Origin of the sequence: Streptomyces poriferorum (assembly GCF_019399235.1) — a bacterium.
Taxonomy (GTDB): domain Bacteria; phylum Actinomycetota; class Actinomycetes; order Streptomycetales; family Streptomycetaceae; genus Streptomyces; species Streptomyces poriferorum.
This window is the reverse complement of sequence record NZ_JAELVH010000072.1, coordinates 1-20438: the sequence shown is the minus strand read 5'-3', so window position 1 is coordinate 20438 and position 20438 is coordinate 1. Positions and strand designations below refer to the sequence as shown.

15 protein-coding genes and 1 pseudogene are annotated in these 20438 nt (G+C 70.2%); 5 read left to right on the top strand and 11 right to left on the bottom strand.

Annotation, left to right across the window (positions count from 1 at the left end):
• Positions 1-123 precede the first annotated feature (123 nt).
• Entirely contained in the window at positions 124-600 is a 477-nt protein-coding gene (locus JGS39_RS15255; RefSeq protein WP_219569575.1) for an ATP-binding protein, read from the bottom strand.
• Between the two features lie 441 nt (positions 601-1041).
• Positions 1042-1395, bottom strand: a complete 354-nt coding sequence (locus JGS39_RS15250; RefSeq protein ID WP_003967428.1) for an STAS domain-containing protein — start codon at positions 1393-1395, stop codon at positions 1042-1044.
• Between the two features lie 78 nt (positions 1396-1473).
• On the opposite strand from JGS39_RS15250, the gene sftH reads away from it, so the two are divergent.
• The gene (sftH, locus tag JGS39_RS15245; RefSeq protein ID WP_236064250.1) at positions 1474-4158 is read left to right on the top strand and encodes a DEAD/DEAH box helicase; all 2685 of its coding nucleotides are present in this window, start codon (positions 1474-1476) and stop codon (positions 4156-4158) included.
• 40 nt (positions 4159-4198) lie between these two features.
• Here sftH and JGS39_RS15240 read toward each other — a convergent pair.
• The 7 genes and pseudogenes from JGS39_RS15240 to ssd form a co-directional block, all read right to left on the bottom strand.
• Positions 4199-4420: pseudogene (locus JGS39_RS15240) on the bottom strand (Rv3654c family TadE-like protein); the annotation flags it as partial.
• Between the two features lie 98 nt (positions 4421-4518).
• Positions 4519-5031, bottom strand: a complete 513-nt coding sequence (locus JGS39_RS15235; protein WP_219569573.1) for a TadE family type IV pilus minor pilin — start codon at positions 5029-5031, stop codon at positions 4519-4521.
• On the bottom strand, positions 5018-5215 hold the full coding sequence (locus JGS39_RS15230) for a DUF4244 domain-containing protein (RefSeq protein WP_219569571.1): 198 nt from the start codon (positions 5213-5215) through the stop codon (positions 5018-5020). Before JGS39_RS15230 ends, JGS39_RS15235 begins: the two co-directional genes overlap by 14 nt.
• A gap of 65 nt (positions 5216-5280) precedes the next feature.
• Complete coding sequence (locus tag JGS39_RS15225) at positions 5281-6126, bottom strand: type II secretion system F family protein (protein ID WP_219569569.1); 846 nt, start codon at positions 6124-6126, stop codon at positions 5281-5283.
• Positions 6123-7001 carry a type II secretion system F family protein gene (locus tag JGS39_RS15220; RefSeq protein ID WP_372456148.1) on the bottom strand — a complete coding sequence of 293 codons (879 nt, stop codon included), beginning with the start codon at positions 6999-7001 and terminating at the stop codon, positions 6123-6125. The genes JGS39_RS15225 and JGS39_RS15220 overlap by 4 nt, the downstream gene beginning before the upstream one ends.
• Positions 6998-8146 carry a TadA family conjugal transfer-associated ATPase gene (locus tag JGS39_RS15215; RefSeq protein ID WP_219569567.1) on the bottom strand — a complete coding sequence of 383 codons (1149 nt, stop codon included), beginning with the start codon at positions 8144-8146 and terminating at the stop codon, positions 6998-7000. The genes JGS39_RS15220 and JGS39_RS15215 overlap by 4 nt, the downstream gene beginning before the upstream one ends.
• Positions 8143-9204 (bottom strand): septum site-determining protein Ssd, encoded by a 1062-nt coding sequence (gene ssd / locus JGS39_RS15210; protein ID WP_219569590.1) that lies wholly within the window; start codon positions 9202-9204, stop codon positions 8143-8145. Before ssd ends, JGS39_RS15215 begins: the two co-directional genes overlap by 4 nt.
• A gap of 565 nt (positions 9205-9769) precedes the next feature.
• On the opposite strand from ssd, the gene JGS39_RS15205 reads away from it, so the two are divergent.
• The gene (locus JGS39_RS15205) at positions 9770-10618 is read left to right on the top strand and encodes an HAD family hydrolase (RefSeq protein ID WP_219569565.1); all 849 of its coding nucleotides are present in this window, start codon (positions 9770-9772) and stop codon (positions 10616-10618) included.
• 499 nt (positions 10619-11117) lie between these two features.
• On the opposite strand, the gene JGS39_RS15200 is transcribed toward JGS39_RS15205, so the two are convergent.
• On the bottom strand, positions 11118-11942 hold the full coding sequence (locus tag JGS39_RS15200) for a Fic family protein (RefSeq protein WP_219569563.1): 825 nt from the start codon (positions 11940-11942) through the stop codon (positions 11118-11120).
• A gap of 102 nt (positions 11943-12044) precedes the next feature.
• On the opposite strand from JGS39_RS15200, the gene JGS39_RS15195 reads away from it, so the two are divergent.
• Positions 12045-13040 carry an ATP-binding protein gene (locus tag JGS39_RS15195; RefSeq protein ID WP_219569561.1) on the top strand — a complete coding sequence of 332 codons (996 nt, stop codon included), beginning with the start codon at positions 12045-12047 and terminating at the stop codon, positions 13038-13040.
• 320 nt (positions 13041-13360) lie between these two features.
• On the opposite strand, the gene JGS39_RS15190 is transcribed toward JGS39_RS15195, so the two are convergent.
• Positions 13361-14686: a polysaccharide deacetylase family protein gene (locus tag JGS39_RS15190; protein WP_219569559.1), complete on the bottom strand. Its 1326-nt coding sequence runs from the start codon at positions 14684-14686 to the stop codon at positions 13361-13363.
• A 284-nt stretch (positions 14687-14970) separates the two neighbouring features.
• On the opposite strand from JGS39_RS15190, the gene JGS39_RS15185 reads away from it, so the two are divergent.
• Together JGS39_RS15185 and acs are read left to right on the top strand one after the other, a co-directional pair.
• Positions 14971-17922 (top strand): bifunctional SulP family inorganic anion transporter/carbonic anhydrase, encoded by a 2952-nt coding sequence (locus JGS39_RS15185; RefSeq protein ID WP_236065739.1) that lies wholly within the window; start codon positions 14971-14973, stop codon positions 17920-17922.
• Positions 17923-18134: 212 nt separating this feature from the next.
• Positions 18135-20102: an acetate--CoA ligase gene (gene acs, locus JGS39_RS15180; RefSeq protein ID WP_219569586.1), complete on the top strand. Its 1968-nt coding sequence runs from the start codon at positions 18135-18137 to the stop codon at positions 20100-20102.
• The last annotated feature ends 336 nt before the right edge of the window (positions 20103-20438 follow it).

Genomic DNA, 20438 nt, shown 5'->3' with positions numbered 1-20438 from the left:
CCGGAAGATCCCTGATGGCGCAGAAACGAAAAAGGCCCTGCTCAGCAGGGCCTCGGAAAAATGGATCAGGGACGGGCGACTACGCCGTCGGGGTGGCCGAACCGCCCCGGGACCCGAGCCGCCTCAGGGAAGAACGGTGACAGGTGTCTTCGGCCAGCTCATGCGGATCACTCCGCCGTCCGCTCCGGACCTGACCTCCACGTCGTCGACCAGGCCGCTGATGACCGCCAGGCCCATCTCGTCCTCACCGTCGCCGTCGGCGTCCGGTTCCGGTTCGTCCGGCCCCACCGCGCCGGGCGCGGCGTCGTGGCGCCCGGAGACGCCGTGCACGGAGCCGTCGGCACCCGGGCCGGGCACCTCGTCACCGACCTCGATGGCGAAGGACTTCTCGTCCTCGATCAGGACGACCGTGACGGGGGCCGTGATGCCGTGGCTGCGGTGCAGCCCGACCGCGCGGCTGCAGGCCTCTCCCACGGCGAGTCTGACCTCGTCGAGCACTGCCTCGTCGACCCCGGCCCGGCGCGCCACGGCAGCCGCCACGAGGCGGGCCGTTCTGACGTGTTCGGGCTGGGCGCTGAAGCGGAGTTCAACGGTGGCCATGCGATCCCCCTCGAACGTACGTAAGTGCATCCACAGGAGCCGGGCACGCGGCCCGGTACTCCTGAGCTCTGTCGGCGAAAGCCGCTGATCGACCGGCCGACGGACGGCAACCGTTCAGCCAGCGGTCCGGCAACCGTTCGGCCGTCCGACAACCGGTTCGGCGGTCCGGCAACCGCCGGACCGCTGATCCGACTGCTGAACCGGCCGCCGGCCGATCACGTGACGACCGGCCGCCGGCCGACCGATGAATGTCAGCCGCATACCGCCGAACGGGTGACGAACGGATGGCGGACGGATGGCGGACGGATGGCGGACACGGTGACCGGGGGTACCGGTCACCGATGAACGACCACCGCCACCCAGGCCGTCCTGGTGCGGAAACGCTGTCGCACCGGCCACCGCCGGACCGGCTGCAGAGCCGGCCCGACCGCGGACGGGACGTCAGTCGGTTGCCGCCACGGCCTCATCGACCGTGGTGTGGATGGGGAACACCTTGGTCAGACCGGTGATCCGGAAAATCTTGAGAATGCGCTCCTGGTTGCACACCAGGCGCAACGAGCCCTCATGGGCCCGCACACGCTTCAAGCCGCCCACGAGCACGCCGAGGCCGGTGGAGTCGAGGAAGTCGACACCTTCCATGTCGACAACCAAGTGGTAGCTGCCGTCATTCACCAACTCGACCAACTGCTCGCGCAGCTTGGGCGCGGTATACACATCAATCTCGCCACCGACCTCGACGACCGTACGGTCGCCACCAGGGCCGGACACATTGCGAGTCGACAAGGACAGGTCCACGGATCCTCCAGCACCTTGCTATCGAGCGGTCGCCCCTCGGTCTCCCCGGCGGAGCCAGGGGACGGATCGCCAGCCGCGATGGCATTCAATCACTTACGGGCAGCCATGCACGACGCCTTGGGACCATTGTCCGTCCTGCCAGTGACACACTCGGTGCCGATGGCCAAGAATCACCGCCCCAGCGAACCGCCCGGGAGCGGGGGCTCCCGCCCCTCTCCCGACGTGGTCCTCGACCGGCTCGCCGCTGCGGCGGGCCGGTCCTCGCGCATCACTCATACGGAGCACTTGCCCCCGCGCGCGGGAACCCATGCCATCTGGCCCGATCGCATCCGTCCGGAAGTGATCGCGGCCATCCAGAAGGCCGGCATCGAGCATCCCTGGGCCCATCAGGCCGCCGCGGCGGAGCACGCCCTGGACGGCGAGTCGGTCGTGATCGCCACCGGCACGGCGTCCGGAAAGTCGCTGGCCTACCTCGCCCCGGTCCTCAGCGCCCTGCTGGACGGCTCCGAAGCCCCCAACGGCCGCGGGGCGACCGCGCTCTACCTCTCCCCCACCAAGGCCCTGGCGGCCGACCAGCGGCGCTCGGTGAAGGCACTGGCCGCTCCGCTGGGCAACGGGATCCGCCCCGCTGTCTACGACGGCGACACCCCGGTCGAAGAACGCGAATGGGTGCGCCAGTACGCCAACTACGTGCTCACCAATCCCGACATGCTGCACCGCGGGATACTCCCGTCCCACCCCCGCTGGTCCTCCTTCCTGCGTGCCCTGCGCTACGTCGTCATCGATGAGTGCCACACCTACCGGGGTGTCTTCGGCTCGCACGTCGCCCAGGTAGTGCGCCGGCTCCGCCGTCTGTGCGCCCGCTACGGCGCCGATCCGGTCTTCCTCCTCGCGTCCGCCACCGCTGCGGAGCCCTCGGTCGCGGCCGGCCGTCTCACCGGCCTCACGGTCACCGAGGTGGCCGACGACGCCTCCCCGCGCGGCGAACTGGTCTTCGCCCTGTGGGAGCCACCCCTGACCGAGCTGTCGGGTGAGAAGGGCGCCCCCGTGCGCCGTACCGCCACGGCCGAGACCGCCGATCTGCTCACCGACCTGACGGTGCAGGGCGTGCGCTCCGTAGCGTTCGTACGCTCGCGGCGTGGCGCCGAGCTCATCTCCGTCATCGCGAAGGAACGCCTCGCCGAGGTCGACCGGTCCCTGCCCTCCAGAGTCGCCGCCTACCGCGGGGGCTACCTCCCCGAGGAACGCCGGGCCCTGGAGCGCGCACTGCACTCGGGCAGCCTGCTCGGCCTCGCCGCCACGACCGCCCTCGAGCTCGGCATCGACGTCTCCGGCCTGGACGCGGTCGTCATCGCCGGCTACCCCGGAACCAGGGCTTCGCTGTGGCAGCAGGCCGGCCGCGCCGGCCGGGCGGGCCAGGGCGCCCTCGCCATCCTGGTGGCCCGGGACGACCCGCTGGACACCTTCCTGGTCCACCATCCCGAAGCACTGTTCCAGCAGCCCGTGGAGTCCACCGTCCTCGACCCGGACAACCCCTACGTCCTGGCTCCTCACCTGTGCGCCGCCGCCGCGGAGCTACCGCTCACCGAATCGGATCTGGCACTCTTCGGTCCCGCCGTGGCCGAGCTTCTGCCGCAGCTGGAAGCCGCGAAGCTGCTCCGCAGACGGGCCTCGGGCTGGCACTGGACGCGGCGGGAGCGGGCCGCCGACCTCACCGACATCCGGGGCGAGGGCGGCCGCCCCGTCCAGATCGTCGAGGAGGGCACCGGCAGGCTGCTGGGGACCGTCGACGAGTCAGCCGCGCACACGGCCGTCCACGAGGGCGCCGTCCACCTCCACCAGGGCCGCACCTACCTGGTCCGGAAACTGGACCTGGAGGACTCGGTCGCCCTGGTCGAGGAGGCCGGCCCGCCGTACTCGACGACCGCACGCGACACCACTGCCATCGCCGTCCTGGACACCGATACCGAGATCCCCTGGGGAGACGGAAGGCTCTGCTACGGCTCCGTCGAAGTGACCAACCAGGTCGTCTCCTTCCTCCGTCGAAAACTGATCACCGGCGAGGTGCTCGGCGAGACCAAACTGGACCTTCCGCCCCGCACCCTGCGCACCCGGGCCGTGTGGTGGACGGTCACCCAGGACCAGCTCGACGCAGCGCGGATCAACCCTGAGATCCTCGGCGGCGCGCTCCACGCCGCCGAGCACGCGTCGATCGGGATGCTGCCGCTCTTCGCCACCTGCGACCGCTGGGACATCGGCGGGGTCTCCGTACCGCTGCATCCGGACACCCTGCTGCCGACCGTCTTCGTGTACGACGGCCACCCGGGCGGCGCCGGCTTCGCCGAACGCGCCTTCCACACCGCCCGGGCGTGGCTGACCGCCACGCGCCAGGCAATCGCGTCCTGCGAGTGCGAAGCGGGCTGCCCGTCGTGCATCCAGTCCCCCAAATGCGGCAACGGCAACGAACCCCTGCACAAACGAGGCGCCGTCCGCCTGCTCACGGAACTCCTCCGCTCCGCCCCGCCGGGCCCGGGTCAGCCGGAGGGGCCGGCAGGTGAACCGGACGTTCCGGCGGGTCAGCCCGAGGGACCGGCGGGTGAGCCCGAGGGACCGGCGGGTGAGCCCGAGGGACCGGCGGGTGAACCGGACGTTCCGGCGGGTCAGCCCCAGGGACCGGCGGGTCAGCCCGAGGGACCGGCGGGTCAGCCGAAGGGGCCGAGGGGCCGGTGGGCGCCGCCGTCGGCGGGCCCGCCCGGGACCTGACCTCGGGCGCGTACGGCCCACGGCGCACCCGGGCCGTCACATCGGCGACCTCCCCCTGGACGGCACACCGCACCACTTCCGCCCCCTGCGCCGCAGCCACGTCCCGGGCCGACCCGCAGGCGGCAGCCGTTCCCTCCAGAGCCCGGTCCGCCGCAGCCAGCGCGGCCAGGTCCGCCGCGCCCGCGGCCCGGTGCCGGACCACCACCACCTGTCCGAGAGCCAGCACCACGGCGAAGACGACACACAACGTCGCCGTGGTCACCGCCGCCCACACGGTCGCCAGCCCCTGATCACGGGGCCTCCCGCACGTCCGCAGCCGGCCCGGCCCCCGGGCCGTCCTTCGAAAACCGGGCCCCGCCGTCACGGCGCCACCCCCGCAATGCCTTCGCCCGCCGCCGTGTCCCCGGCCTCGGCACCACCCATGTCCTCAGCCCCGGCCCCGTCCTCGGCCGCCGCCGCTGCGTCCGCGCCCAGTGTCACGGCCAGCGGTCCGGGACCCGGTGCCGGTGCGGTCACGGTGACCCGCCACAGCTGCCCGGCCCGCTCCACCTCGACCCGGGCCCGCTCGGGTGCCGCCGACAGGGCGGCCTCTCTCACCTGCGCCTCCGGTTCGGAGCGGGCTGCCGCCCTGGCACCGGCCCGCGCCGCGTCCACACACCGGATCTGGTCCGAGGCGGTCATCAACGCCCACAGGAGGGCAAGCGCGAAGATCACCATCACGGGAATCGCCATGGCCGCCTCGGCCGTCACCGCGCCCCGGTCACGCCACCGCCCGGCCGGCCCGGCTCCCTCCCGGGTGTGTCTCTCCCGCCCGGCGCCCTCCCCTGCCCCGGAGCCCTGGACCGCTCCGGCTCCGCCCTCAGAACTTCGCATCGAGCGCGTCCTTGAGCAGCGATTGCATCTGTGCCATGACCGGCGCGCTGGTGACCACCTTGTAGAGCACCGCGGCAAAGGCACAGGCCGCAATCGTGCCGACCGCGTATTCCGACGTCGTCATTCCGGTGTCCGCCCGAACTTTGCGCGCCACGGTTCGCACCCAGCACATGATTTTCCGCATCACTTCAAACCCCCGATTAACTGATATCTATGGAGAAATTGCGCTTACCAGGGCCTTTTTCGCCATCAAGGCTGTAGCAGCCCTCCCGCCAGCCCGATCACCACAGGTGCCACACCCACGGTCAGGAAGGCGGGCAGGAAGCAGAGCCCGAGGGGTGCGGTGATCAGTACGGCCGCCCGCTGGGCCCGCGCCACCGCCGTGCTCGTCCTCTCGGCCCTCATGGCCTCGGCCAGCCGGGCCACCGACTCCGCCGCTGGAGCGCCGGTCGACCCGGCCCGGTCCAGGCAGCGCGCCAGGGCGGCAGCTCCCGGTATCGCTCCGAACCTCCCCCAGGCGACGGCAGGATCACCACCGAGCCGGATTTCCGCAGCCGTACGCGCCAGTTGCTCTCCGACCGGCCCGCCCAGCGACTCCCCGACCGCCTCGGCCGCCTCGCGCGGGCCGGCGCCCGCAGAGATACAGGCCGCCAGCAGATCGGCCGCCAGCGGAAGCTGACGCATCGACTCCTCCGCTGTGGCCGCCGCCTCGGCAGCGGCTCGAGGTGCCTGCCCGAGCCGCACCCGCTGCCATCTCCAGGTACCGCAGGCCGCCGCCAGGCCAACCGCCCACCCTGCGGGGCCGCCCACCAGGAACCAACCCGTCAGAACGGCGCCCAGCACGGCCGCCCACCGCCTGGCACCGGCGCCGGAGACCGGCAACCGCATCCGCCCCGGATGCACGCCCGGCCAGCCCGCACGCCCGCCCAGGGCCGCCGGAGCGGCAGAGCCCACGGCCAGCAGTGTCAGACCGCGCCGGCGCACCCGCTGTCCGGTCCGGCGCCGGGCCAGGGCGAGAGCAGGCTGGACACACACGCCCAGCACCAGCGCCGCCACCCCCAGCCTGTGGACAACCTCACCCACCACGGCGCTCATGCCGTTTCTCCTTTGCGGACGACCCGAGTCGCCCAGACCAGCCCGGCCGCTTCCAGCGATGTGCCCACCACGAGACAGCCCAGCCCGACGGGGCTGTGCAGCAACACCGCCAGCGGATCCGCCCCGAGCGCCGACCCCAGCCCCACGCCCAGCACCGGCAGCAGTGCCAGCACCACGACCGTCGACCATGGACCGGCCAACTGCGCCCTCAGTTCCTCCCGCTGACGCCGCTCGGCCCGTAGCGCACCCTCCAGCCGGTCCAGACCGGCGGCGAGCCCCGCACCGCCGTCCACTGCCACCCGCCAGCAAGCCGCCACTCCCGCGAGACCCTCCAGGCCCGGCTCACCCGACGCCTGCCCCAGGGCTCGGGGAACATCACCGCCGAACCGCGCCGCGGCCGACACACCGGGCCCTGCCGCGCCCAGTGCCCCCGTGGCATGGACCGCGACGAGCAGCGCCTGCCCCGGTTCATGCCCGGCCCTCAACTCGCCCACCACCGCGCCACACAGGTCCACCACCGCGTCGGCCCGGCGCTCCCGCTCCTTGCGCGACTCCCTTCTCCCCAGCCATCGCCTCACGACTGGAGCCGCGACCACCCCTGCGATCAGCGGCAGCACGGACTCGCCGAGGACGGCCAGAACCAGAGCCACCGGCAGGCACAGCAACTCCCGCCTCCCCCGCAGCCACGTTCCCGACCGGATCCGGCCGTTCGCCCAGCCCTCCCGAAGCGGCGACTGCACCCTCGCGGGACCGAACAACACACGGGCTCTCCGGCGCCCTTGACTCCGCCCAGCCACCACGAGCCCGGCCGCCGCCCCCGCGCACAGCGCGGCCGCACGTACCGCCTCCGGCGCCCCCACCACCGCGCCGCTCACCGTTCGTCCCCGATCAGCGCCCGCAGCCGGTCCCAGCCCCGCTCACGCTCGAATCGGGCGGCTCCCCAGCGCAGGGCCGGAACGGTCACCACGAGCCCCGCTCCATCACGTTCCAACACATGGATCTCGGAGATCCTCCGCAGGCCGGTCCGGTCCCTCACGAGATGGACCACCACGGACAACGCCGCCGCCAGCTGACTGTGAAGCGCCGTCCGGTCCAGTCCCGCAGCGGTCCCCAGCGCCTCCAGCCGGGCCGGTACATGCTCGGCGGCATTGGCGTGAACAGTTCCGCAGCCACCCTCGTGTCCCGTGTTGAGGGCCGCGAGCAGCTCGGTGACCTCGGCACCTCGCACCTCTCCGACGACCAGCCTGTCGGGGCGCATACGAAGGGCCTGACGCACCAGGTCCCGAAGGGTGACCCGCCCGGCACCCTCCTGATTCGCAGGGCGCGATTCGAGGCGCACCACGTGGGGGTGGTCCGGCCGGAGCTCGGCCGAGTCCTCGGCGAGCACGATGCGCTCCCGCTCCCCCACCGCGCCGAGCATGCTGGACAGGAGCGTCGTCTTCCCTGCCCCCGTGCCGCCACTGATGAGGTACGAGACCCGGGCCTCCACCAAGGCCCGCAACACTCGGTCGCCACCCGGCGGTACCGTCCCCGCCGCGACCAGCTCCCCCAGCGAGAAGGCCTTCGGCCGGACCACCCGGAGCGACAAGCAGGTCGATCCGACCGAGACCGGCGGCAGCACGGCATGCATCCGGGTCCCGTCCGGAAGCCGGGCGTCCACCCAGGGCCTGGCATCGTCCAGACGCCGCCCCGCGACGGCCGCCAGCCGCTGCGCCAGCCTGCGGACCGCTGCCGCGTCCACGAAGGTCACCGCGGTGAGTTCGAGCCCGCGGCCCCGGTCCACCCACACCCGGTCGGGCGCGGACACCAGCACATCCGTGACCGCCGGATCGGCGAGCAGCGGCTCCAGCACACCGCTCCCGATCAGTTCCCCACGCAACTCATCGGCCGCGCCCAGAACTTCGGCGTCCCCTAGCAACCTGCCCTGCGCCCTCAGCGCGGCCGCCACCCCCGCCGGAGTCGGCGCCGCACCGCTCTGCGCCAGCCGCTGCCTCACCGCGTCGAGCAACGCCTCGGTCATGACGCACCCCCCATGGCCTGGCCCCCGGCCGCTTCGCCCGCAAGGGCTCGGTCCCAGAAGGCCGTACAAAACCTGGCCAGCGGCCCACGGGGGCTTCCTCCGGGCGGCTCCCCCATGTCCTGCTCGGCCAGCAGCCCCGGCTCCAAGGGGAGTTCACCAACGAGCGGCAACCCCATGGCGTGCGCCACCCACTGATCGTCGAGTCCGGCGGCATACGGCCCTCGCGCCACCACACGGAGGTCCTCCAGAACCATTCCGGCCATCGACGCCACCCGTTTCGCCGCAGCGACCGCCCGCAACTCCCCGGGCACCACGAGGAGCCCGAGGTCCAGCTGCGCCAGTGCCTCGGCCACGGCCTCATCGACCCGCCGTGGCAGATCCACGACCACCACCCCGCCGAGCCGGCGCGCGGCACCCATCACCGCTTGTATGGCCTGCGGCGGGATGACCACCCAGTCGTCACGGCCCCAGCTGAGCACCCGCAGGCCGTGCAGGGCGGGCAACGACTCCTCCAGCGCGCCTCCACCGACCCTCCCCTTGGAATGGGCGAAATCAGGCCATCTCATCCCCTCGGCCCGCTCACCGCCGAGCAGCACATCAATGCCGCCACCCAAGGGATCGCCGTCGATCAGCATCGTCCGCCGCCCGGACCTCGCCGCGGTCACCGCCAGCGCACAGGCCAGCGTCGACGCGCCGGAGCCACCCCTGCCACCGATCACCCCGACGGTCAGCGCGGGCCGGCCGACCCCCTCAGCCGCGTTGGCGATCTGGTCCACCAGCCAGTTCTCCGAATCGGGCAGGCGCAGCACGTACTCGGCCCCGATCTCCACGGCCCTGCGCCACACGTCGGGAGCATCCTGATCCCGGCCGACGAGCATCACCCCGCGTCTGCGGGCCGCCCCGCGGCACCGCACCGCCGCATCGTCCCCCACGAGGACCATGGGGGCCTGCTCCCATCCCCCTCTGCGGTCGGGCATCGTGTGATGAACCTCGGGTTCCGCTCCGGCGGCAGCGCACAGCCTGAGCAGGTCGTCGAGCAGTTCCACATCCTCGGTCACAATCAGCGGTCCGCCCCGTCGGGCCTCGCCCGCCGGCAGACGATCCCGTGCGCTGGATTCAGCCACGATCTCCGCCCCCTTCTTCGCTCACCTTCACCGCGGTTCGCGGCGATCTCGGAGTCTTCCGAGAACGGTGATTCCGGAACCCGTGGACTTCACGGGTGGAATCACGGTGCAGCGCTTCGGAAAATCGTGTGGATCTTGCTCAAGAACTGTGGACAACGCCGCCGTTGTGAATAACTCCGTCGCCCAAACCGGCGACTTCCGAGAGCATCCCTTTCGTGACGCACCGTGACGGTGCATGCTGATCGGAGTCGCCCACAGGCGCAGGCCATGTAGGCCGAAAAGGAGGAGAAGTGTGTGATTCCGAGCGGCAGAACCGCGTCCGGACATGCGACGACCCCCGCCGGGGGGGAGAGCGGGGGTCGTCCCCACGGCCGACTCGGGGGGGGAGGAGTCGGACCGGGTTAGCACGGTCGCGAACGATCCGTGACTTCCATGGTGTACCCGAGAGCCTTCTCAGGCAAACCCAAGCGCCGGAGTTTACGCCGAATGGTGGGCCCCTATGCTCTGCCTTGTGGAAAACCGCTTCTTGCCGCGCACAGCCGCCTTCTTCGACCTGGACAAGACGGTCATTGCGAAGTCATCGACGCTGACCTTCAGCAAGTCCTTCTACCAAGGCGGACTGATCAACCGCCGCGCCGTACTGCGCACTGCGTACGCACAGTTCGTGTTCCTCGCCGGGGGTGCAGATCACGACCAGATGGAGCGGATGCGTGAATATCTCTCATCGCTCTGCAAGGGCTGGAACGTGCAGCAGGTGAAGGAAATTGTCGCCGAGACCCTGCACGACCTGATCGACCCGATCATCTACGACGAAGCAGCGACCCTCATCGAGGAACACCACACCGCCGGACGCGATGTGGTCATCGTGTCGACGTCCGGGGCCGAGGTGGTGGAACCGATCGGCGAGCTGCTGGGCGCCGACCGCGTCGTCGCCACCCGCATGGTCGTCGGCGACGACGGATGCTTCACCGGCGAGGTGGAGTACTACGCGTACGGACCGACGAAGGCCGAGGCCATCAGGGCTCTCGCCGTGTCCGAGGGCTACGACCTCGCCCGTTGCTACGCATACAGCGACTCAGCCACCGATGTACCCATGCTGGAATCCGTCGGCCACCCGCACGCCGTCAACCCGGACCGCGCACTGCGGCGCGAGGCAACCCTGAGGGAATGGCCGATTCTCGTCTTCAACCGCCCGGTCCGGCTCAAGCAACGCCTGCCCACACTGTCGATGCCGCCACGGCCGGCGCTGATCGCCGCTGCGGCGGTGGGCGCAGCGGCCCTCACAGCCGGGGTCGTCTGGTACACCGCCCGGCGTCGCGCCACTACGACGACGCGTCTGCCCGTTTGAACAAACTCGTCCGTAATTGAACCTAAAAGTAAAGAAGTGGAGCCAGCACTTCCGCCCACCCGGTCCCTGGAGTACAAAGGACTCAACGGCCCGCGAGACCAAGGACGTCCGAGAGGATGACCTGTAACGCAGAGAAGGCCCCACGGACCGCGCATGAAAGCCGGGTACCCACGCGACGTCGACCCGTCGATTACGGGCCAGCCGCACCAGGAACGGGCAAAGCACCCGACCTGATGGGCATATATCGAGGACGCTTGGTAACTGGGCGGACGTGCCAGCGGCGGTACCGAATTCGGTACCGCCGCAACCCTTGCCACCGGACGTCCCTTGCCATCGGACGCCCCTTGCCGCCGGACGCCAAGCGCCCCGCACCGGGCGAGGCGTGCGGCGTGCCGGGGCGCCAAGCGACCGGCACCGCCCTGTCAGCCATCACAGCAGGAGCCGGCCGCCACCAAAATCCCGCGCCGCCACCCCGTGCCGCCCCCGCGCAGCACTGCGCTTATGCGGCTCCCCGTTGAAGCGCCTCGCATACGGCAGTCGATTCCCTGACGCCCAGTTCCACGGACCGCCCGCAGTGCGTGATCCAGGCGGCCATACCTTCCGGCGTGCCCGCCAGGTACCCCTCGAAGGCGGCGACGTAAGCGGCCCTGCCCTGCTCGGCATGACCGACCTCGGCCGGGCAGATCGACTTCGGGTCGAGCCCGCTCCCGATCAGCACGATCCGCTCGGCTGTCCGCGCGACCAGACCGTTGTACGAGCCGAAGGGTCGCAGTGCCAGCAGTTCGCCGTGCACGACGGCGGCCGTCACCAGCGCGGGCGCCGCACTCCCCGAAAGAATGAGTCCACTGAGCCCTTCGAGTCGCCCCGCGACCTCTCCGGCGCCCGGCAGGGGCGCCTCGATCAGAGGCTCATCCACCGGTTCGTCCGCAAGCCTGGGCCGCCCGACCGCGTCCTCGGGTGTCGCACCACCCGCCGCCACCAGGTGAAGTCGCGCGAGAACCCGCAGAGGCGACTGCCGCCAGATGGAAAGGAGTTGGCCCGCTTCGGCCGTCAGGCGCAGAGCCGCACCGATCACGTGCGCCTCGCCGTCACCGCTGAAGTCGGTGCGGCGGCGCACCTCCTCAAGGTTCCAGTCGGCGCCCGAGAGCGCCGCCGAACCCCGGGCACCCCGCAGGGCCGCCTCGGCGGTCACCTCGTTGCTGCGACGCCGCATGACACGGTGCCCGTAGACCCGGTCGACAGCCTTGCGTACAGAGTCCACCGCATCGGTCACCCCTGGCAGGGTGCCCAGGGCGGCGAGCGGGTCCGAGGAAGTCGTACTCATAAGTAGCGAGGCTACGCGCCCCTTGCACACCTACCGGCCCGGAGTGGTGTTCTTCACGAACTTCGACAGCGGACCGCAATCATGCCGCTACCCTAGGTGAACATGAAGATCGCTTTCGTAGGGAAGGGCGGCAGCGGCAAGACCACGCTGTCCTCGCTCTTCATCCGCCACCTTGCCGCCAATGAAGCTCACGTCGTCGCGGTGGACGCCGACATCAACCAGCATCTCGGGGCCGCGCTCGGCCTCGACGAACAAGAAGCGGCGGCACTGCCCGCCATGGGAGCCCAGCTGCCACTGATCAAGGAGTACCTGCGGGGCAGCAATCCCCGCATCGCCTCCGCCGAGACGATGATCAAGACCACGCCGCCGGGCGAGGGATCCCGACTGCTTCGGGTGTGCGAGGACAACCCCGTCTACGACGCCTGTGCCCGCACGGTCGGGCTCGATGACGGGGACATCCGGCTGATGGTCACGGGGCCGTTCACCGAATCGGACCTGGGGGTGGCCTGCTACCACTCGAAGGTCGGTGCGGTCGAGCTCTGCCTCAACCACCTCGTCGACGGCCCCGAGGAGTACGTGGTGGTCGACATGACCGCCGGTTCGGACTCCTTCGCCTCCGGAATGTTCACCCGCTTCGACATGACGTTCCTGGTTGCCGAGCCGACCCGCAAGGGCGTCTCGGTCTACCGCCAGTACAAGGAGTACGCACAGGACTTCGGCGTCGCGCTGAAGGTGGTCGGAAACAAGGTGCAGGGACAGGACGACCTGGAGTTCCTGCGCGCCGAGGTCGGCGAGGATCTGCTGGTCGCCGTCGGCCATTCCGACTGGGTGCGAGCCATGGAGAAGGGCCGCCCTGCCCGCTTCGAGCTGCTGGAGGCGGACAACCGGATGGCCCTGCAGGCCTTGCAGAACGCAGCGGAGGACTCGTACGGGCAGCGCGACTGGGAGCGCTACACGCGCCAGATGGTCCACTTCCACCTGCGGAACGCGGAGAGCTGGGGCAACGAGAAGACGGGGGCCGACCTGGCGGCCCAGGTCGACCCCGCGTTCGTACTCGACGAGCGGTTCGCGCGGGCCGAGGCCGCCCAGCCCGCCTGACCGGCTGCCGCTCCAGGGCCTGCCCTTTCCCGGCCCGCAGAGACAGCCCTCGGGCGCCCCTGGAGCGGACCACCCAAGACTCTCCTTGAAGCGACCGCACTCGGTGCGGGCCCTGAAGCTGACACCACTTGGGACGGGTCCTGGAGCTGCCCCCTCCAGGTCAGGCCCAGGCCTCGCGCCGACCGGCGGACCGCCGCCGGATCGACCGTCGCACCGCCGCTGGTGGGCCCGGCCCGGCTGTGGGCCGGGCCCGCCGGTGGGCCCGGCGGTCGAACGGCTCCCGCCGCCGGTCCGATGGCGGCCGGCTCCCCGTAGGCGGTCTAGCGGTCGGCCTGCTTCCCCGCAGACCCGAGGGGCTCCTTCGCCTCGGCCTGCCCCTGCCCCTCGCCCTCGACCGGGCTCGCAGCCTCACCGAGGAACGACGCCCAGCCGGTCTTCGGCGCCTTGCCGACCTTCAGCGTGCCGAGCTTGGCGAGCGTGGCCGGGTCCTGCGCGTCCAGCCAGTCGGCAAGCTGTCTGAAGGACACGCAGCGCACACCCTCCTTGGTACACACCGTCTCGATCGTCTCCTCGATGGCGCGCATGTACGTGCCACCGTTCCAGGACTCGAAGTGGTTGCCGATGATCAGCGGGGCACGGTTCCCGTCGTAGGAGCGGTCGAAGGCCTGGATCAGGCCGTCGCGCATCTGATCGCCCCAGTACTCGTGCTGGTCCGGATCACCCTGCGTCGTGCCGGACTGGTTGAACATGAAGTTGTAGTCCATCGACAGGGTTTCGAACTCACGCCCCGGCACCGGGACCAGCTGCATCGAGAGGTCCCAGATGCCTTCCTTCTTCTTCGGCCAGACCTGGTCGTTGACTCCGCTGGAGTCGTAGCGGAAGCCCATCGAGCGCGCCGCCGCGACCATGTTCTTCTGCCCCTCAAGGCAGGGAGTCCGGCCGCCGATCAGCTCCTTGTCGTAGTCGAAGGGCAGCGACTGCTCGCCCTTGAGGTCCGGATCGTTGCTCTTCCAGGCCTTCACGAACGACTTGGCCTGCCGGATCTCGCTCTTCCACTCGTCCACCGACCAGGTGCCTACGCCACCGTCCTCGCCGCAGAAGTGGCCGTTGAAGTGGGTGCCGATCTCGTTGCCGTCCAGCCAGGCACCGCGGACCTGGGCCAGGGTGTCCCTGATGCCTTCGGTGTCGTTGAAGCCGATGTCGGAGCTGCCCGCGTTGTGCTTGGGCGGGTCATAGAGCTCACGCTTCGCCTCCGGCAGCAGGTACACGCCGCTGAGGAAGTACGTCATGCTCGCGTGGTACTTCTTCCCCACCTTGCGAAAGTGCGAGAAGAGCCGCTGGCTGTCCTCCCCGGCCCCGTCCCAGGAGAACACCACGAACTGCGGCGGCTTCTGACCGGGCGCGAGGCGACGCACGGCAGGCTGTTTCGGCTGGGCCCCCGTGAAGGCGGTCGACCCGTCACCGATGACACGGACCGCACTCCGGGGGGCCGCTTCGGCCGCCTTCTTCTTCGCACCTGCGGCACCGTTCGCGGCACCCGGCCCGGAGCTGTTCGGGCCGGAGCCCGCCCCGGAGCAGCCCGCCACTCCCGCTACCAGCGCAACGGCCATGACACCCAAGGCGAACCTCTTCGCGGCGGCCATCATCCGCCCACCCTCTTCCTTGCAGGTAACTTGCGCTGACGTGCCGAGACGGCTCGGTCAAAGTCGCACGCATTGCACACAAATTCGGGCGACAGGCCGCATGAAAAGCTGCCTATTCACTGGAACGGGTGCTTCAATGGCCCATTTGCCCTTAATCCTGGACACGCATCTTTACTCTCCATTACGATCTATTTACCGAGAGTTGAGATATCCCGCCGCTGCACGCCGTGACCCACGGCCGCGTCCCCACGTTCCGCGACCGCGCTGCCCCGGAGGAGACGGGAAACATGTCTGCCTGCGTCCCCACTCGTCATGACCACTCATCCCGCAGTTCGCGCCCTCCCCGATCCTCGGGAGTCAAGCGACCGCACAGCCCGCCACCGCCGCGCCGCGGCGGACGATTCCGCATCGCGGGCGCCGACCTGTCCGCATCGATCACCGTCTTCCTGCTGGCCATCCCCATGTCGCTCGGCCTGGCCGTCGCCATGGACGCACCTCTGGAAGCGGGCCTCATCTCCGCCGCAGTCGGCGGCATCGTCGCCGGCCTGCTCGGCGGAACCCCTCTGCAGGTCTCCGGTCCATCCGCCGGACTGACCGTGGTGACAGCCGAGTTGATCCAGATCTACGGCTGGCGCACCACCTGCGCGATCACCATCGGTGCAGGTCTTCTCCAGATCGTGCTGGGCTCGCTGCGGACCGCGCGCAGCGCACTGGCCGTCAGCCCCGCCATCGTCCACGGGACGCTCGCCGGCATCGGTGTGGCGATCGCCCTTGCCCAGCTGCACATCGTGCTCGGCGGTTCGCCACAGAGCTCGGCCGTCTCCAACGCCCTGCATCTGCCCGCCCAGTTGGAACGTGCGGGCCCGGCAGCACCGTTGATCGGCGGGCTCACCATCGCCGTCCTGGTGCTCTGGCCTCGGATTCCGGGACGCGCCGGACGGAACATGCGGCGGATCCCGGCAGCGCTGGCCTCGGTCGCCATGGCGACTGCTGTGGCCGCTCTCGCAGCCCCTTCGATCGCCAGGGTCGACCTGCCGTCCTGGCGCTCGCACGCCCTGCCGGAAATGCCTCAGGGTCCGTTGCTCGGCCTTGCCACAGCCGTATTCACGATGATGCTGGTGGCCAGTCTGGAATCCCTGCTAGCAGCCGTCGCGGTGGACAAGCTGGCTGCGGACCGGAGTCGCGAGCAGTCGGCCGGGCCCGTCGCCGGTAGCGACGACATCCGGCCAGGCGAACTCCCCGCCGGGAGCGACCACATCCGGACCGGCGAACCCGCAGCCGATGCCCCGGATGGGGCTCCTGCCGCAGCCGCACCCCCGGTCAAACGCTCCGATCTCGACCGCGAGCTCCGCGCCCAGGGCATCGCGAACACCATCTCCGGTCTGCTCGGCGGCCTGGCGGTCTCCGGTGGCGCGGTGCGCAGTTCGGCGAACGTACGGGCCGGAGCGACCGGGCGCGCCTCCACAGTGCTGCACGGCGTCTGGGTCCTGCTCGCCACCGGTTTCCTGGTCACCGCGCTGGAATGGATCCCGCTCGCCGCCCTCGGTGCGCTCGTGATGGTGGTCGGCATCCAGATGGTGAACTTCGCACACATCCGCAACGTCCACAGGCACCGGGAATTCCTGGTGTACGGCGCGACGATCACTGGAGTACTGCTCTTCGGCGTACTCAAGGGTGTGGCGATCGGGATCGCCGTGGCGGTGGCCGTCGCCCTGCACCGGCTGGCTCGGACACGGATTACCGCGTCCGAGCACGATGGACAACATCTGGTGGTGGTGCGCGGACAGTTGACGTTCCTTGCTGTGCCCCGACTCAGCAGAGCACTGGGCCAGCTCCCTCAGGACGCCGATGTGGTCGTCGATTTGGACGGCTTCTTCATGGATCACGCGGCGTACGAACTACTCCATGACTGGAGCAACGCCCACGCCGCCCACGGCGGCCGGGTCGCCTTCACCGGCCGCTCCGGGGGCAGAATCGCCGAGCCCGCCTCTGCGGCACACTCCTGCTGCCGCCCCTGGACGCCTTGGCGCAACCACCACTGCCACGACGGACCCGAGCACGTGCCCGTCGCCGCCACAGGCAGCCGCGCACACCCCGGTATGAGCACGGAACCGAGCATGCCGACCCCGGCGGCTGCGGCTGCCGCTATGGCTACGGCTACGGCTACGGCTACGGCTACGGCTACGGCTACGGCTACGAACATGGCTGAGGCCGAGGACAGCTCCGTCCACCCCACGTCCGCCGCGCCGGGAGCCGCGCCAGAAGCCGCGCCGCCGGCCACCGGTCCGGATCTCTGTGCACCGGACACGGACGAGGCGCGGCCCGGTCCCCTCCTAGCCCCGGAAGCACTCGGCCACGCTGCGGGAGACGCCCGCCCCTCGCCTGATCACGCCGGCCATTTCGCACCCGATCACCGGTCCGCACGAACGCTGCCGACCGGCAGCCAACGGCTGGTCAGTGGCCTCAGCTCGTTCCAGCGCAACACGGCCCCGCTGGTCCGCGAGGAGCTGGCGAGACTGGCCCGGGAGGGGCAGCGTCCCTCCCAGCTGTTCATCACCTGCGCGGACTCCCGGCTCGTCACGAGCATGATCACGGCAAGCGGTCCCGGTGACCTGTTCACCGTCCGTAATATCGGCAATCTCGTCCCACCGTCCGACTCCGAGACCGGCGACCACTCGGTCGGTGCGGCCATCGAGTACGCGGTGGACGTGCTGGGGGTCGAGTCCATCACCGTCTGCGGGCACTCCGGCTGCGGTGCGATGAACGCGCTGCTCAGCACCAGGCCGGAAGGTTCTGAGACCGCTCTCTGGCGCTGGCTCCGGCACGGAGTCCCCAGCCTGGAGCGGATGGCCTCGCGCGACCGGGCCTGGGCCCGGATCTCCGGCCGGATGCCCGCTGACGCGGTGGAGCAGCTCTGCCTCACCAACATCGTCCAGCAGCTGGACCACCTACGGGCCCACCCGTCCGTGGCACGCCGCCTCAACGAAGGCACCCTCCAGCTCCATGGCATGTATTTCCACGTGGCCGAGGCACAGTCGTATCTGCTGACAGAGGGCGCGAGTGCCGGCAACGGACTCGACGAGGTCTTCGACCCGATCAGCCCGTCCCATCCATCCCCGTCCCCGTCACCATCACCCTCCTCCTCGCCCTCCTCCTCGCCCTCCTCCTCGCCTCCGTCTGCGCCCTCGCCTGCGCATGCGTCCACCGATCCGGCCGAGTTGGCGCGTACGGGCGCCTGAACCACATGGCCCCCAGGTCCGTGAGACCTTGTGGTCCCGCTTCCGCACAACAGCACCCCACCCACGCACTGCGTGCATCACCACCCCGCCGCGGAAGCGGGATCATGTCTCCATACACGAAGACACAGGTCTAAACCAATTCCCGGCAGGCACTTGTCACCCGGCCCTTGGCCTGATGAGCTAGGCCCCGGGACACAACGGACACCCTGGGACTGGGAGATGTCGTGAGCAACGAAAGCTTGGCCAATCTGCTTCGTGAGGAGCGGCGGTTCGCACCGCCTGCCGATCTGGCCGCGAACGCCAATGTCACCGCGGAGGCGTACGAGCAGGCCGAGGCGGACCGGCTGGGCTTCTGGGCCGAGCAGGCCCGCCGCCTGACCTGGGCCACCGAGCCGACCGAGACGCTCGACTGGAGCAACCCGCCCTTCGCGAAGTGGTTCGCGGACGGCGAGCTCAACGTCGCGTACAACTGCGTGGACCGCCACGTCGAGGCGGGCAACGGCGACCGGGTCGCCATCCACTTCGAGGGCGAGCCCGGCGACAGCCGTGCCATCACCTACGCCGAGCTGAAGGACGAGGTCTCGCGCGCGGCGAACGCGCTGACCGAGCTCGGTGTCGGCAAGGGCGACCGGGTCGCCGTCTACCTGCCGATGATCCCCGAGGCCGCCGTCGCGATGCTGGCCTGCGCCCGCATCGGTGCCGCGCACTCGGTCGTCTTCGGCGGCTTCTCCGCCGACGCCATCGCCGCCCGCATCCAGGACGCGGACGCGAAGGTCGTCATCACCTCCGACGGCGGCTACCGCCGCGGCAAGCCCTCCGCGCTCAAGCCCGCGGTCGACGACGCCGTCTCCCGTATCGAGAGCGTCGAGCACGTCCTCGTCGTCCGCCGCACCGGCCAGGACACCGCGTGGACCGAGGGACGCGACGTCTGGTGGCACGAGATCACCGCGCGCCAGTCGACCGAGCACACCCCCGAGGCATTCGAGGCCGAGCAGCCGCTGTTCATCCTCTACACCTCGGGCACGACCGGGAAGCCCAAGGGCATCCTGCACACCTCCGGCGGCTACCTCACGCAGGCCGCCTACACGCACCACGCGGTCTTCGATCTCAAGCCCGAGACCGATGTCTACTGGTGCACCGCCGACATCGGCTGGGTCACCGGCCACTCCTACATCGTCTACGGGCCGCTGGCCAACGGTGCGACGCAGGTCATGTACGAGGGCACGCCGGACACCCCGCACCAGGGGCGCTTCTGGGAGATCGTCCAGAAGTACGGCGTCACGATCCTCTACACCGCGCCGACCGCGATCCGCACGTTCATGAAGTGGGGAGACGAGATCCCCGCCAAGTTCGACCTGAGCAGTCTCCGGGTCCTGGGCTCGGTCGGTGAGCCGATCAACCCCGAGGCGTGGATGTGGTACCGCAAGCACATCGGCGCCGACAAGTGCCCCATCGTGGACACCTGGTGGCAGACCGAGACCGGCGCGATGATGATCTCGCCGCTACCCGGCGTCACCGAGACCAAGCCCGGCAGCGCCCAGCGCGCCCTGCCCGGCATCAGTGCCACCGTCGTCGACGACGAAGCACGTGAGGTCCCCGACGGCGGAGGCGGCTACCTCGTGCTCACCGAGCCGTGGCCCTCCATGCTGCGCACCATCTGGCGCGACGACCAGCGGTTCCTCGACACCTACTGGTCGCGCTTCGAAGGCAAGTACTTCGCGGGCGACGGCGCCAAGAAGGACGAGGACGGCGACATCTGGCTGCTGGGCCGCGTCGACGACGTCATGCTCGTATCCGGGCACAACATCTCGACCACCGAGGTCGAATCCGCCCTCGTGTCACACCCGTCGGTCGCCGAGGCCGCCGTCGTCGGCGCCGCGGACGAGACGACCGGTCAGGCCATCGTCGCGTTCGTCATCCTGCGCGGCACCGCCACCGCCTCCGACGACCTCGTCGCGGAACTCCGCAACCACGTCGGCACCACCCTCGGCCCCATCGCCAAGCCCAAGCGCATCATGCCGGTCGCCGAACTCCCCAAGACCCGCTCCGGCAAGATCATGCGACGCCTCCTCCGCGACGTCGCAGAGAACCGCGCCCTGGGAGACGTCACCACCCTGACCGACTCCTCGGTCATGGACCTCATCCAGACCCAGCTGCCGCAGTCCTCCTCCGAGGACTGAGACCCGGCCTCCGGCTCCAAGGCATCCGGCCTCCGGCTCCAAGGCATCCGGCTTCCGGCCCCAAGGGACCGAGGCCTTCGGTCCAAAGGGGCCCTGGTTCCAGCCTGAGAGCCCTGGCTTCCAGCCTGAGGGGCCCTGTCTCGGACCCTCCAAGGGCCCTGGGGACCCCAGAAGCAGCGCACCGCCCCGAAGGGCATCCGGCTGACGCGCCGGATGCCCTTCGGGCATTTAGGGTGACGATCACCGGTCTCAGCCCCGCACACCCCGGGTACAGTGGCAGCTGATCAATAAAACGATAAGAAATCTCCATAGGGTGTGCCGGGAAGTCTGGTCGGC